The sequence below is a fragment of the uncultured Bacteroides sp. genome, from assembly GCF_902491285.1.
Lineage (GTDB): Bacteria > Bacteroidota > Bacteroidia > Bacteroidales > Bacteroidaceae > Bacteroides.
On sequence record NZ_CABUHK010000045.1, the window covers coordinates 30,659 to 46,536 of the forward strand.

Below are 15,878 nucleotides of genomic sequence, written 5' to 3' on the forward strand. Positions count from 1 at the left end.
GCAGCTTTCTTCCTTTTTTGTTATTTCTGTGTTATATCATAGGCTACTCATATTTTTAATTGGGTTACTAATATAATTCGACTATTATCTTTTTCTTTGTAAACGTACCGTCCGCCTGTTGTACAGCTTCCTCAGACCTCCACTTCAAGGCCGCAGATTTTGCTAAATAATCCAATATCTGCAACAATGTCTCATCACGGAAAGTCGCACGATACTTATATTCTTTCCCTGACTTATTATCGAACTGGATATCCACATTAAAGTGCCGCGCCAAGCGTTTAAATATCTCATCCAGTTCGGCGTTGCGGAATATCAGTTTGCCGTCTTTCCAAGCCACTTTCTCATAGACATCGACTTTACTCTTCGAGAATTTCCGGTCAGATTTATTATAAAGCAATCGTTCGCCCGGAGCTAACTGGACAGTCGTTTGCCCGTCGGGAGAGATAACATTCACTTTACCTTTCTCCAATACTGTTTCTATGCAGCTATCCTCTTCATAAGCATTTACATTAAACTTCGTTCCATAAACATATACACTTACTCCTTCCGACATATGTACATAAAAAGGACGTTTCCGGTCTGCCTCTACTTCAAAGTACGCTTCACCTTTTAATTCCACGTTGCGGTTGTCCTTCTTAAAAACCGTAGGATAACGCAAAGTACTACCGGAATTCAGCCAGACTACCGAATTATCCGGAAGCTCATATCGAATCACCGACCCCGTTGCCGCTATTACCTCCGCATATTTCTCCTCCGTATTCATTCCACTCCAATACAGATACCCTAAAACCAAGGAAGACAGCAATAATGGTATAGTCAGAAACGCAGCATAACGCATCAACTGGCTATATGCACTCTTTTTACTGTTCATCCTTACCCGGGCTTGTGCCTGGCGATAAGCACCCGATACATCAATGGACTCCATTTCTTTAATATCATCCCCCAATGCCTGTGCTTTACGAAGTAATGATTCCGGATTCATATTTTCCATATTCTCTTTCAAAATCTTATCTTTTAATTGCAATTACACTAATAATACAAATGACCTCACCGGAAAGGGACAGGAAAACCGAACTTTTTTTATTTTATTTTTCCAGCCAGGCCAGATTGAAACGATAATGCAGTCTACTACTAAGAATATGTATCACATTATCAGGAGTTTGAGTACCGGCAAGATACCCTCGTGGTTCCGCATGGTTTTGATCCATTTCAAAATATCCCGTCCAGGCTCCTCCATTTAAAAAACGTTTTTCTCCATCCGTAAGCAATCTTTTTACCGGCCATGTCTTCCCTTCATCATAAGAAAGGGCTGCGTACATACCATACCCCTTAGAAATATTTCCGTCTTTATCCTTAAACTCCAATCCCCGCTCTTCCAACGGAGTACGCAACGGATGATCCGTAAAAGAGACTAATAATAAAGGACCTTCATTCAGTCGCATCAGAACAAGGCGTTGCCCACCGTCAATAGGGGGAAGTTCACTTGCCATATACTTCCAACTTTTTCCCATATCGTCAGATATACTCATAGGCATCCGAAGTTTTCCCTCTTTATTCTGTATGCTGTTGCCACGCCCCAATGCCATCAAGCCGCCCTCTTTTAGTTGTACAATTCCAGCATGAATACCCGCAATCGTACTTCCGGTTCCACCGTCCTTGAAATCCGGCAGGGGAGCGCCGTCCCAAGGATCATACCAAGTCTCACCTTTATCTTTGCTGACTTGGACAGCAGCCCCGTCGTGACTGCCCGGACCGGCATCACACGCCTGAACCAACCAGCCTTCACGCGTTTGAATAGTACCGGCAATCACCTGATGACGTTTTGTATGTTCGGGAGCAATCAGTCTGGGAGTACTCCATGAGGCACCATTATCTATACTGGTACGCAATACCATTGCCAAATTCTGCCAATCTCCCGAGGCTTCTACTCCATTGACGTGATAGATTGTCCCTCGACCGTCATTCAAAAGAGCACTCCCCGTCATATTCCGATCAGGAACTTTGAAAAACAAGGAAGCTTCATCCCAACCTTCACAACCTGCCCGTAAACGGGAAGCAAGAACTACCATCCCTCTCCCATTCTCTTCATTTGCAGAAAACCATACCGCTAATAAATCTCCATTATCACACCAAGTAACTGCGGGTTGATGATTATGCAAATAAAAAGGAGTGCCCGAATCACACGCCGGACGAATAACAAATGGTATTGGCGGCAAGAACATCGGCAGTGTAGCAGACACCTTCTTCCATTTATTTTGTTTCTGCTCCACGTATTCCTGATTTAGCGGTTTGGAAGCCAATGCACCGGATACATTCAGATGGGTATCAGATTCCACTATCCTGAATCCGGTTTGAGAATGTTTATCTCGCGGAAGCATTGCCATACGATTGGCACTTCGCAAATATTTCTCCGGTGTATGATGGCTTCCGCCCCTTGTCACACGAAAATCTCCCGATAACGGCCCTACCGGATCTATCTGCTCCTTTCCGGAGTAAGGAGCATACCAATCCAAGCACCATTCTTCCACATTCCCATGCATATCATACAGCCCGAAAGCGTTGGAAGGAGTTTGAGCTACTTTCAAAGATATTGTATCAAAATCACGAGCAACCTTTTGATTGCGATGATAAACGGCCGGTAAACCGTCTCCCATAGAGAACAAAGTGTATGTACCTGCCCGGCAGGCATATTCCCACTCCGCCTCGGTAGGCAAACGATAGTTTTTCCCCTCTTTCCGACTAAGCCATTCGCAGAAAGCAACAGCATCAAAATAACTCACATTCACTACTGCTTCTTCGTCTTCCAAAGAAACTCCATTTTTCCCACGCAATGCCCGGTGTTCCGGACGGAAGGCTTCATATTGCGCATTGGTTATTTCTGTCATTCCCATACGAAACGGACGAGATATTACTACTTGATGAACAGGAGCCTCATCAAAGTCTTCACCCAATCCTTCACTTCCCATATAAAAACTTCCGGCCGGAATCTCAACCATAGGAATAAAAGATTCGGAAATTCCCTGCGAATGTAAAGGTAAACAAAAAGCCATAGCCAATAAAAAAAACTTGTTTTTCATACTTTCAATCTTGTTTGTATATAATACAATTGTGCTACTTATAAAAGGACAGCCCTATTGGTATTTTTTCCAGTCTCTTCCATTGAAAGACAAAAAAAAGAATGGGAAATTTAGGTTTTGATAATTATCTTATTATATATTTGCAGCAAAATGAAAAACCACAGAATCTCTAAATAATGAAAATATCTTTTTCCAAACAGACCAAAGAACGAACTTTCAAACAACTTTATGAGGAATATTACGCCCCATTCTGTTTGTATGCAAAAAGGTTTGTTGACGATAAAGACATACGGCAAGATATTGTCTCGGACGTGTTTACTTCATTATGGGACAAGTTGGACACCGATTCTTTCGACTTACAGTCGGACACTGCATTGGGATATATCAAGATGTGCGTGAAAAACAGTTGTTTGAATTATCTGAAACATCAAGAGTGTGAATGGAGCTACGCTGAGAATATCCAGAAGAAAGCTCCCATCTATGAGACGGAACCAGATAGTGTATATACACTCGATGAATTATACAGAATGTTGTACGAGACATTGAACAAACTTCCCGAAAACCATCGCACAGTCTTTATGAAAAGTTTCTTTGAAGGCAAAACCCATGCGGAGATTGCGGAAGAGATGAATCTCAGTGTAAAATCCATCAACCGATACAAACAAAAGACCATGGAACTTTTGCGGAATGAATTGAAAGAGTATATGCCACTACTTCTCTTACTATTTTCCTATCCTGAATAGTTTTCATGCACAAGTTACCCTCATACCCTCACTATCAGCCCCTCACCCCCTGTTTATCGGCATTTCAGCTATGAGAGCAAGTATAATAGTCCCCCTGAGAGTAAAAGTTACCCTCACTCTCATCTATACCAAAAGCACTGGATGTAGAGATACGACTAGTTTCAAGGTTCGAAACTAGAGTTTCACACATAGGAAACTAAAGTTTCACCCGTTTGAAACTTTAGTTCCAATTGCTTGAAACCATTGGTTTCTTACCGATGAAACTCTAGTTTCCCTTTGTTGAAACTAAAGTTTCAAGCAAAGGGAACTAACTTGGAACTTGCTTCTAAAAGAGGAAGCAAGAAAAGGTGTGACAGCAAAAGTACTGTCACCGTGCTATCACATGCTGCTGTCACAGTAGTACTCATTCACAATCAGACATTTGAATACAAACATGTGACAGGTGACAACAGATTTTTACTTTTTAATTTTCTAGTAGTGTTGAGAGATTATACTTCGACATTTCCATATAATTCTGCTTATTGTTGTACTCAATGACTATATTCCTTACTATCTCTTCTGGTGAACCCATTTCACGGGTAGCTGTACGCCACCAAATAACATACGATGAAGTTGTGGCAAAATTTAGCTCTATCATAATAAATAATACAACAGAACAAGTGAATCATAGCTACATTCTTGAATTAAAATACCTGCCTAAAGATAAGTTTGAGACACAAGCTGCAGAACAATGGAAAGAGGCTATCAATCAGATTCATAACTATACGGCAGATTCAAACGTGCGCCAATTATGCCAGCGCACGCAACTCCATTGCATCGTTATGCAATTCTGCGGATGGGAATTGACACGAATAGAAGAAGTATAACGACTACAATAGCATTTCCGCTAAAGCGCGGCATTCGACACGGTTGATTTTACCATTCCCCGTCTGAGGAATTAAATCCACCGTTCGGATATGTTTAGGACGATGATAAGGAGGCAGTATCTCCTGCATCTTATTTTTTAGTTCTTCCATATCCAACCGACCTTCGAGCAATAAAGTCACCGCTTGCCCCAAACGAGGATCCGGAACCGAAGTGATGACAAATGGTACAAGAATGAAAGGACGAAGTAACTTCTCCACCTCTTCTGCCTGTATCTTAATACCACCGCTATTGATTACATTATCCTTACGTCCCAAGATAATGAAACTTCCATCGGGATAGATACGAGCGATATCATTAGTCTGTAAAATCTTATCGCAGACCAAAGGAGCATCGATCACCAATGTACCCTCAGAGGATAATGACAGACGGACGGAAGAAAAAGGATAATAATGGTCGGATGCAGAATTTCCGTTCAAGCGACGCAGGGCAATATGGGATAATGTTTCGGTCATGCCGTAAGTGGAATAGACAGCTATCGGGAGAGATTTTATCTCTGCTTCCAAAGCCTCATCTACTGCCCCGCCACCTATAATTAGAATCTCAGTTTGCAGCAACTGTTCTTTCTCTTCAGGAGTATGAAGAGTATTATAAACCTGCAAAGGAACCATTGCCGCAAATTTCAGCGGTTCGTTTATATCGGAGAGAGGATGACCGGAAGCAGGACGCACTATCAGATTCAGTCCTGCCACCAAAGAGCGTACTACTACCATCATGGCTCCGATATAACGGAGATTCATACATAACAAAGCGGCGTCTCCTGCTTGCAGATTCAGAAATTCGCAAGTCAGGCGCGCACTTTGCATCATTTTGTCCTTGCCAACCATTATCTTTTTCGGTTCTCCGGTAGAACCCGAAGTATGAACAATCATAAAAGGAGAGTCAGCAAACCACTCCTGCAAGAAATCAAATAGCATTTGTATGGAAGAAGCGTCTTGTTCTCCTCCTGCCTTCGCTTTCAACAAATGCAAATCATCGACCGTGTACCGTACCCCTTCAAGCAGAAGTGATTGCTTTTTTCTCTCAAATTCCATTTCTCTCAAATTCCATTTTTATTGAATCTCATTTTTATTAAATTCCTCCTCTCAACAGTTCCAACATTTCTTCTTTAGTCAACTTATGCGCCATGTTGCTTCCGTCCAGCAGAGAATCGGCCAGTGATTTCTTACTTTGATGCAGTAAGACAATCTTCTCTTCGATCGTATTGGAAGAAATCAACCGGTAAATAGTGACCGGACGAGTCTGACCGATACGATAGGCACGATCCGAAGCCTGATCCTCGGCAGCAGGATTCCACCACGGATCCAGATGAATCACGTAGTCGGCAGCAGTCAGGTTCAGTCCCGTTCCTCCTGCTTTGAGACTAATCAGGAACAAGTGTCCTTCTCCCTGTTGAAACCGGCTAACCTGTTTTTCCCGTTCATTCACGGACATCGTTCCATCCAGATAAAGACAGGAGATTCCCTTTGAATCCAATTCCTTACGAATCAAAGCAAGATGAGACGTGAACTGGCTGAATACCAAAGCGCGATGCTGGTTACCGATAAGGTCGTCTACCAACCCCATGAAGACTTTTGTCTTGGACGAAGCTAGTTTATTAAACCCCTCATTGACCAAAGCCGGATGACAAGCTGCCTGACGCAAACGAGTGATTTCCGCCAATGTCCGCACAGGGCTCGACGAGCCTTCTTCAATATTCGCAATAGCTTGCTGACGCAGATGCTCATACAAAGCCATTTCTTCGGAAGAAAGCTCTACCTTTTGTACTATTTCAGTTTTCGGCGGCAGTTCGTCCAACACTTCTGTTTTGGTACGCCGAAGCAGGAAGGGTTGCAATATCTTTTTCAATTGTTCCTGCCGCTGCTTATCCCCTGATTTCTCAATGGGAAGAATAAACTTTTGAAAAAAATGCGGAAATGTCCCCAGCAAACCGGGATTGGCAAACTCAAACAGGTTCCAGATTTCACTTAAGTGATTCTGTATGGGAGTCCCGGTCAACAACAAACGAAATTCACCGTTCAGTTGCATCGCTGCCTTGGAAATCTTAGTGTCTTTATTCTTGATTGTATGGGCTTCGTCCAGCAGGATGACATTCCATTGTTTATTGCTCAACAATACGACTTCCGCGTTCAACAAACCATAAGTGGTAAGCAAAATATCACAAGCGCCGACTTCCTGTATCATCTGCTCACGATTACCACAACTGTCATGCAACACCCGACAAGTGAGCGAAGGAGCAAAACGATTGATTTCACTCTGCCAGTTAAACAATACGGACGCAGGAGCAACAACCAGAGAAGCCCCTTGCTTTCCTCTGCTGAGCATCAGGGCAATGGCCTGTATCGTTTTACCCAATCCCATATCATCCGCCAGACAAGCACCGGCTCCCCAATGCGCCAACCGGGACAACCATTGGAAACCTTCCATTTGATAATCACGCAATTCCGCCTGCAAAGTGGCAGGAACAACAGCTTGAACAGTCTCCGCCTTTTCTATTTTTTGTTGCAGTTCCTTAAACTTACGGTCTTTTTTCAGAACGACTCCCTGCTGCTCCAAATCAACAAGCAGAGCGGCATTGAAACCGGCAACTTTCATACTTTTATCATTCATCAGAATGGCGTCGAGTTCTTGCAATCTCCTGCGCAACTGACTGCTCAATGCCAGAAAGTCCGAATCGTTCAATGCTATAAAACGTCCTTTGCTCTCACGTACCTTTTTCAGGAGTTCCGCAATCTTTATCCGGCCTCCATCTTCAATCTCCAATTCGCCGCCTATCTCAAACCAATGCTCCATCCCTTTCATGGATAATTTCAGCTGTGGGAAATCCGCTACGCCTTTTATCGATAATTTAGTACCCTCCGGCCACTCGGAACGCGAAACATCCGATAGTCCGCGAAGCTCTTCTATCAGGTCCAGACATTGATAGTAATCCTCGAAATATACCGTATCCCTAACAGTGGGGTTTCCGCTGACCCGCCGAAGAATCCGGTTAACGACAACATAGTTTTCTCTTTCTTTCTCCAGATCGCGCACAGCTTGCACGTGTTCGCCCTTCACTGTTCCAATCACACTCCCCACTCCTTTACCGGCTTTGCAGTATGGCGGCTGTTCGGTGAAGGGCTTTACAAACAGTTCTACCTTGATTCCATCTCCTACCGGCAGTAGTTGCACCGTTATCAGCGAATCGCCTTTTATCTGCTTAAGGGTTCCTTTATTACGTATCAGATCCGAATGTATCGTCACGTTTTTCCCCAGTTTTCCCAACACTTCTGCCAAGCGGTCTTTAGCCTTTAACGGAAAACGGGAAGATTGTTTTAAAATTTCTAAAATAGAACGCTGTTCACGGTTCAGTTCCACAATCCGGAACAGTTGGTCGTTCTCCTTCTTTAAAATAAGATCTGAACTTTCGGGCCGCCCCACATTACTGTTTACCTGATACCCGTCTTCCAGTTGAGTGACCACCAGTTGCAGTTCTTCTTTTGTAATTACGACAGGTAGGTCCGGATTTTCTGCCATATATACAAATGGATAACCCACCAGTAGAGACAACGCTTTCGGTCCGCCCAATTCATAGATATCTCCCAAAGAATATCCGGCATTATAATGCTCGACACACGCCGAAAGGCTTTTGTCCAGCGCGCTCATCCCTTCTACTGCATTTTGTTGGAAAGTAGACAAGGCAATATTCCGTCCTCCCGTCCAGGTAATTCCATCTTTCGACTTTTGAAGCCGGGGGATTATCTGACCATGACTCGTAATATGATATACGATACGCACTTGTGCGATGCCGCCCACGGCTCCTTTCGCCGTTTCTCCTGCTTCCTGACTTCGCGCCATCTCCGCCAACCTGTCCAATGCCATTTCCCAAGGTTCCCGCTTCACATAGACAGGAAGCAGAGGTTCCACGCCCATCTCTTCCCTCAACTGTGCATTTTTAAGGCTAAATCCCACAAAATCACATGAATACTCTAACTGCAATGCTTTAAAGCAATCGTCTTCCAGCAGTTTCTCAATAGGGCGGTTGTCTATACAAATTTTCTCATTCAGTTTATAATGCTCCAAAAGCAAATATAATAATGCCTTTACCATATTCGATTGCAGCTCGTAGTTCCGCTCTATCCATAAGACGAGTTCTTTCGTATCTCTTCCCAAAGCAATCAGAAGCATTAAATAGGCCGGCAGCCATTGTCTTTCTTCACGAATCCGCTTCTTTGTCACTAATCCGTCCATCTTCTTCTTTGAAGCCGCACTTCCCTCGCGCATCAATGCTATGACGTACATCAGCGAATAGAAAGGTGTATCAAAAAGATACCGGCTTTCCAAATATTTGAGAGCTTGCCCATAAATTTTGAGTGCCTTTGAATAATTCCCATGATATTGGGCATGAAGCGCATGGGCACATAAGCCAACAGCAGAACGGGTACTTACATTCTCCGGGATTTCGTTAATACGACCGGACAATACATATTCATAGAATGAATAGGCTTCCTGGAAATACTCTTTAACGAAAGAGGGCATAGATTCATTCTTTATATAAAGGTTCTCTACAAAGGACTCGTCTACTTTTTTCAACCGGTAATTCCAACAGTCTGCATCCCTATCAATAATACTGAACAAGGCAGCGACAGAAAGCCGGCAATATAAGTCGCGCCATTCTGTGGAATATGCCATTTCACGAAATAAAGGCAGTGTTAATTCATCTACCGGCCAATGTATAATTATATCATCATCCAAATTTCCCGTCGCAGCCCAATGCAACATTGCATTTCGCAATGCTCCCATTTGGAGTTCGACATATCCGGGTTTCGGTTGTTCTTTTTCAAACTCCTCACACGATTCATTTCGTATAAGCCATAAATACTTAAGATGAACGCCGGGCAGTAACCGGCATTTTCTATTTCCGTGATTATACTGGCTTGAAGTAATTTCCATCTCACCATTCTCCTGCATTGACTTCAGGAACAGAACAGCCTTGGCAGGGGAAAAACCCATCTTACAAAGTCTGCTCAATGCGTCGTTATATAGTATTGGAAGTATATTCCATGCCATATATTTCACAAAAAGAGTTTTGATCTTTTTGTCCTCATCAGTATCTAATATTGCCATATTTTATTTATGTCTTTATATTGTTGGTCGAATATCATCAAATAACATTCAAATAGCATCATTACAAAACCACAAGCTGTCTTTTCTTATTTCAAGTGGCATCTCTACGTTGTCGATAAAGAGTTGTCCTGTTCCCAGTCCTTGAGGTAACGGATTATCAAAGGTGGCGCACCATTGGGCGATAGCATTCAGACCGATATTCGACTCCAGAGCAGAAGTAATCCACCAGCCGATCTGCCGTTTTTCCGCTTCGGTAATCCATTCGTTACCCCCACATACTCCACCATGAAGAGAAGGCTTGATAATAATATATTGCGGACGGATGGTTGAAAGCAGCTTTTGTTTTTCTTCCAGAATGTTACATCCTATCAGTTCCTCATCCAAGGCTATCGGCAACGGGGAGTCGGAAGTAAGACGTGCCATTTCTTCCCATTGTCCGGCACGGATAGGTTGTTCGATAGAGTGCAAGTCAAGTTCGGACAGGCGTTTCAGTTTTTCCATTACATCTGCCGGAGAGAAAGCACCGTTGGCATCCACACGCAATTCTATTTCTTTAGAAGAAAAGCGGGCGCGGATATGGCGGAGCAATGCCAGTTCCTCTTCAAAATTGATAGCACCAATCTTCAGCTTGATACAACGGAATCCGGCTTCCATCTTTTTCTCTATTTGAGAAAGCATTTTGTCAAAGTCTCCCATCCAGATAAGGCCGTTTATCGGAATCCCCGCTTCCCCACGCGAGAAAACAGTATCAAATAACGCCCAACTTCCCGAAAAGAAATGGCGGATAGCCGTTTCCAGGCCGAATAGTATAGAGGGATAATCACACAAAGAATCGACATCCAGTCTCCCTTGCCGTTCTTCCAACCGGCGGCAGGCTTTAGTCAGGATATCTTCATAATCGGTGAGGTCATCACAGCTTAACGCAGGCAAGGGGGCGCACTCTCCTATCCCCACCCTACCCGGAAAATCAGGAGAAGTCAGATGAAGATACCAGACTTTCCGTGTCGTATAAGTCCCCCGGGAAGTTCCCGCCGGTTGCTTGAAATGAAGCAACCGGGGAATAATTTCTATCTTACAGTCCATTATGAATATTAAGGGAACTTGGGATACTGCTTAAAGTTCGGTTTGCGCTTTTCCAGAAATGCATTCTTTCCTTCCTGAGCTTCATCCGTCAGGTAATAAAGCAACGTCGCATCGCCTGCCAGTTCTTGAATACCGGCCTGACCGTCCAGTTCGGCATTCAGCCCGGCTTTAATCATGCGCAAAGCCAACGGGCTGAGTTGCATCATTTCTTCCGCCCATTGCACATATTCGTCTTCCAGTTGTTCCAAGGGAACTACTTTATTCACCAGTCCCATATCCAGCGCTTCCTGTGCATTGTACTTCCGGCAAAGGAACCAGATTTCACGTGCTTTCTTCTGGCCTACCACACGTGCCAGATAAGATGCACCGAATCCGGCGTCAAAGCTACCTACACGAGGGCCTGTCTGACCGAAAATGGCATTCTCTGAAGCGATGGACAAGTCGCATACCACATGAAGCACGTGTCCGCCACCGATGGCAAATCCGTTGACGGCAGCAATCACCGGTTTCGGGATGCTACGAATCTGTTTTTGCACGTCCAGTACACTCAGGCGGGGAACACCGTCTTTGCCGATATAACCGCCACGCCCTTTCACATTCTGATCGCCGCCCGAACAGAAAGCCTTGTCTCCGGCTCCGGTGATAACAATCACATCAATGTCCGCTTCTTCGCGGCAAATGCGCAACGCGTCACTCATTTCGGCAGTAGTAGTCGGGGTGAATGCATTCCGATAACGTTCACGGTTGATAGTGATACGGGCAATCCCATTATAATAATCAAAAAGAATATCGTCGTATTCTCTGATGGTTGTCCACTCTCTTTGTGTTGACATAATCTATTTTTGTTTTAATTGATGATAATAATTTTTCAGCATTCGTGCGTCTTTGTTCTTGTTGGTAAACACTTCCAGCAGCACAGGGCACTCCTTCGCTTCCGGTTGAGTAAAGATCTGCATGGTTTCTGCCAACTCTTCTTCATTCTCCGCCTGCAGGTAAAGGAACCCGCGTTCTTCCGCCCAACCTTTGGCGGACGTTTTATGAACGGCTGCGATAAACTTATGCGAAGTACCCGACATATCCAATCCCGGCAGGGTATGGAAAATCTCTCCACCACCGTTATTCAACAAAAGAACACGCAGATTGGGACGGACATTGACATTCCACAATGCATTCATATCGTAGAAGAAACTCAAATCCCCGATAGCTATGAAATTCAACTTATCGGAAGCAGCCGCATAACCGACAGCCGTAGAAAGCGAACCTTCAATGCCGCTTGTCCCCCGGTTACAGCAAACTTCAATCGTAGAAGGAATGGTATATAACTGGGCATAGCGGATGACCGAACTATTCGCCAGATGCAAGGCACATGACTCCGGCAAGGATTTTATCAATGCACCGACAGCCGCCATTTCCGAATAGGCAAATTCCGGTTCGGGGATGATTTTGCAATAATTCTCCCACACACGGGGATATTCGGGAGTGCGGTTATCGAGCAGACTCGCTATCTTTTCCAGAAATTCGAACGGATCCATTTCAATCACGGTAGTCAATGAACCGTAGAGGTCGACCACTTCGCCATCCGGTGATACATGCCAGTGTTCTTTGGGCGGATGCTGGCGAAGGAACTTCTTCAACCGTTTGGAGACAACGTGTCCGCCATAGGTAATCAGCAATTCGGGAGTCATCTGGTCTATTTTCTCTTCGGGCATGGCATAAAGCGCCGCGTCGAAGTTCTTCACCGGCATACCGGGAACAGTCTGATTGCCGATATGCTCCGTCAACCAGGCAAAGTGTTTATATAATAATTTGGTATATCTCTTTTCAAACAGATAGATAAGATTCATCTGACCGACAATAATCATCCGCTTCTGATATTTATTCATCCGGTCGATGAGGTCGTTATAATCGCGGTCGTATACGTTCAAGCCTTGATAACGGGTAATGACACGTACTTCGGGCAGGGTATCCACCGTAAACTGAAACAAGGGTTCGGAAATAGGAACATTGATATGTACCGGACCTTTCCCATGATGATTCGTCTCCAACAGGGCTTCATTTATCAGACGGTTGCAGTACCATTCATCCTCATCTGTGTGAATCTCAGGAAGATTGACCGACTTCTTGACCAGCGATTGGAACACGCCCGGTTGCGGAAGCGTCTGTCCGTCCATTTGCCCGATCCAGGCGGCAGGACGGTCGGCAGAGATGACGACCAGCGGAACATTCTGATAAAAGGCTTCCGCCACAGCCGGATGAAGATTCAACAATGCCGTACCGGAAGTGCAGCAGATTGCGGCAGGCTTCCCCCCATTCAACGTAAGGCCGATGGCAAAATACCCCGCACTCCGTTCGTCCGTCATCGCATAACAGGTAAAATCAGGATGATTGGACAAAGTATGCACGATAGGTATGTTACGGCTGCCCGGACACAATACAACCTTAGTAATCCCGTGCGCCTGAAGCAGCGCAATCAGTTGAAGTACATTCTTCTTATCTGTGTACATGATGATAATAATTAGTAGTTTATGAATAAAGGGGCACTGCTATAAGCCGTTTCATGGTTTGCAATTTCTTTTCCGTTTCCAGCCATTCGTCATCCAGTTCCGAAGAAGCCAGTAATCCGCCGCCGGCATAAAGGGTCAGTTGCTCGTCCTCGATATGCATGCAGCGCAGGTTCACATATAAATCCGTTCTTCCGTCAGGGTCGAGCCAACCGATAAAACCGGAATAGTAACGGCGGTCGTAACCTTCGTTTTCCAATATGAATTGATAGGCTTCTTCCTTGGGCAGTCCGCACACAGCAGGTGTCGGGTGCAGAACTTTCAGAAGATTCCCCAAATCCCTGTTATCTTTCAAAGAGAAACGGAAATCCGTTTTCAGATGCGACAATGCCCCGGCATAGGCAGGATAAGGGCCGTTCTCCGTAGACTGAATACCTAATGAAAGAAGTTGCCGGCGGATATAAGAGGCTACATAATCCTGTTCTTTCCGGTTCTTCTCGTCCCATACCTGCGGTAACTTGCCGTCTTGCAAAGGTTGCGTTCCCGCCAGTGCGACAGTGTTCCATCCGTCTTTCTCGCCCGATAAGATAATTTCGGGCGTGCTACCCAGCCAGATACCCGTCTGAGGGGTATAGCATAAGTATATATAAGAATGAATATAACGTTTGCAAGCCGCACGGAATACTGATGAAGGAGAGAAGTCCGGCATCTGACCGATAACGAGTTCACGGGAAAGCACTAATTTATCAAAAGTCTCGTCGCGTAAGGCATTTATAAATGTGTGAAAACATGCGGCATACTTTTCCGTGCAAGTATTCAGAAAAGTTTCCTGCCCTTGCATCTGCCCGGCTTTCTCCTGTTCTTCGTCCGTATCCGCGTCCACCGGTAAAGGCTGGCCCGATTGCTCTGGCTGTATCAGCACAACCGGACATGTCTCACTCACCCGGAACGGAGCGATGACAAATCCTCTCTGCCCGTTCAGGTCTTTAAGGTCATAGATCAAACGGACAGCCCCCCCGGCCTGTGTCAACAGACGAGGGGTTTTCTCCCCGGGAATACGGTAAACGGCAAACGGTTGCTTTTGCCGGATAAATGAATCAATAGCTGTCAGATTACTTATTTCTTCGTCAATCATCTTTTTTTCATAACACTGTTGACTACCCGTATGGAAGACACCAGCTTGTTGGTTGAAGTAAAGACGTCTACATTCCACACATGGGACGAACGTCCTTTATGTACAATAGTCGCTACCGCCCGCACGGTATCTCCTTCGTGAGCAGAAGAGATATGATTTCCGCTGACCTGCATTCCTACAACGATTTCGTCCGGCTGGCAAAGAATCATCGAGCCCAGTCCGGCAACGGTTTCACCCAATGCAAGGGTAGCCCCGCCGTGCAGAATCCCGAAAGGCTGGCGCGTACGATGGTCTACGGGCATTGTCGCCTCTACGCGGTCTTCATCAGCGTAGGTATATTGGATTCCCAAATTTCCCATTAATGCATGGCGCGCCTGTGCATTCAACTGGTCAAGCGGGATTTCCGCTGCGCGTACTTCGGCAATAATCGCCTTTTCGACTGCAAGGGCTACGCCGTCTTCCTCATTCGAAGCTGTCACATAGTCGGCACAAGCTTTCACAGAATCCAGCGAATGCCCCATGGCCACACCCAGTCCCGCCAGTTGAATCATGGTTACGTCACACACGCCGTCACCAATGGCAATCACTTCCTCGCGCGTCACACCCAACACTTCCAATAGGGCCCCTAAGGTATTCGCCTTATCAATGGCGCAGGGAACCACTTCGAGGAAATACGGTTCGGAACGGAATACATCCAATGCTCCGTTCAATCGTCTCTTCCAATGTTCTTCCAGACCGACAAGCGCTTTTTCATCATCGCTGACAAGCATACATTTGCAAGGAGCGAAATCAATGGCTACGGAGAACTCTTCTTCCCGAATCACTTTCAGGTTATTCAGCCGGGCTTCACTCTGAATATGTTCATTTTCGGGAGAATTAGTGATAATCGTATCATCATGATACGTGAATAACGCAAAGCCATTCTTACGGGCTTTCTTTTCCAGATAAGGCAGCATTTCGGGATTGATACGCCGTTCGAACAAGATTTCTCCGTTCTGTGCATTAATTATCTGACAACCGTTATAAGAAAGGATAAACCCACCATAGTTTCCAAGTTCAAGAGACTTGGCCAGCGGCAACAAACCATAAGTCGGTCTGCCGGAAGCCAGCACGATACGTACTCCCATCTGCTGAATTTTCAGCAAGGCGGCCAGTGTACGTTTACTAATTTCTTTCGCATCATTAAGCAATGTTCCGTCTACATCCAGGACCAATAATTTATACTTCATGGCTACACGATTTTGATTTAGATTACAAAATTATATAGAAAAATCGAGTTTTTCTACACCGGCACAATAAAAACCGAGGC

General features: G+C 45.0%; 10 protein-coding genes and 1 pseudogene. 2 read left to right on the top strand and 9 right to left on the bottom strand.

The window, feature by feature from the left end; translation table 11 throughout:
• Positions 1-67 precede the first annotated feature (67 nt).
• Together RDN93_RS12770 and RDN93_RS12775 are read right to left on the bottom strand one after the other, a co-directional pair.
• Positions 68-991 carry a FecR domain-containing protein gene (locus RDN93_RS12770; RefSeq protein ID WP_308745900.1) on the bottom strand — a complete coding sequence of 308 codons (924 nt, stop codon included), beginning with the start codon at positions 989-991 and terminating at the stop codon, positions 68-70.
• Between the two features lie 94 nt (positions 992-1,085).
• A complete protein-coding gene (locus RDN93_RS12775) occupies positions 1,086-3,077 on the bottom strand; it encodes an SUMF1/EgtB/PvdO family nonheme iron enzyme (protein ID WP_308745892.1) in 1,992 nt (663 codons plus the stop codon).
• 176 nt (positions 3,078-3,253) lie between these two features.
• Between RDN93_RS12775 and RDN93_RS12780 the strand changes: the two genes are divergently transcribed.
• Both RDN93_RS12780 and RDN93_RS12785 read left to right on the top strand, forming a co-directional pair.
• Positions 3,254-3,820, top strand: coding sequence for an RNA polymerase sigma-70 factor (locus tag RDN93_RS12780; RefSeq protein WP_308745893.1), 567 nt, complete (start codon positions 3,254-3,256; stop codon positions 3,818-3,820).
• A 656-nt stretch (positions 3,821-4,476) separates the two neighbouring features.
• Positions 4,477-4,686: pseudogene (locus RDN93_RS12785) on the top strand (PD-(D/E)XK nuclease domain-containing protein); the annotation flags it as partial.
• A 3-nt stretch (positions 4,687-4,689) separates the two neighbouring features.
• On the opposite strand, the gene RDN93_RS12790 reads toward RDN93_RS12785, so the two are convergent.
• From RDN93_RS12790 to RDN93_RS12820, 7 genes are read right to left on the bottom strand one after another with little or no spacing between them, the layout of a single operon-like run.
• Positions 4,690-5,778, bottom strand: coding sequence for an AMP-binding protein (locus RDN93_RS12790; RefSeq protein WP_308745894.1), 1,089 nt, complete (start codon positions 5,776-5,778; stop codon positions 4,690-4,692).
• Between the two features lie 37 nt (positions 5,779-5,815).
• Entirely contained in the window at positions 5,816-9,850 is a 4,035-nt protein-coding gene (locus RDN93_RS12795; RefSeq protein WP_308745895.1) for a DEAD/DEAH box helicase, read from the bottom strand.
• A 48-nt stretch (positions 9,851-9,898) separates the two neighbouring features.
• Positions 9,899-10,933 carry an o-succinylbenzoate synthase gene (locus tag RDN93_RS12800; protein WP_308745896.1) on the bottom strand — a complete coding sequence of 345 codons (1,035 nt, stop codon included), beginning with the start codon at positions 10,931-10,933 and terminating at the stop codon, positions 9,899-9,901.
• Positions 10,934-10,941: 8 nt separating this feature from the next.
• Positions 10,942-11,766 (bottom strand): 1,4-dihydroxy-2-naphthoyl-CoA synthase, encoded by an 825-nt coding sequence (gene menB / locus RDN93_RS12805; RefSeq protein ID WP_024986206.1) that lies wholly within the window; start codon positions 11,764-11,766, stop codon positions 10,942-10,944.
• A 3-nt stretch (positions 11,767-11,769) separates the two neighbouring features.
• On the bottom strand, positions 11,770-13,437 hold the full coding sequence (gene menD / locus RDN93_RS12810) for a 2-succinyl-5-enolpyruvyl-6-hydroxy-3-cyclohexene-1-carboxylic-acid synthase (RefSeq protein WP_308745897.1): 1,668 nt from the start codon (positions 13,435-13,437) through the stop codon (positions 11,770-11,772).
• Between the two features lie 19 nt (positions 13,438-13,456).
• Entirely contained in the window at positions 13,457-14,569 is a 1,113-nt protein-coding gene (locus tag RDN93_RS12815; protein ID WP_308745898.1) for an isochorismate synthase, read from the bottom strand.
• Positions 14,566-15,798 carry a Cof-type HAD-IIB family hydrolase gene (locus RDN93_RS12820; RefSeq protein ID WP_308745899.1) on the bottom strand — a complete coding sequence of 411 codons (1,233 nt, stop codon included), beginning with the start codon at positions 15,796-15,798 and terminating at the stop codon, positions 14,566-14,568. The genes RDN93_RS12815 and RDN93_RS12820 overlap by 4 nt, the downstream gene beginning before the upstream one ends.
• Between the last annotated feature and the right edge of the window lie 80 nt (positions 15,799-15,878).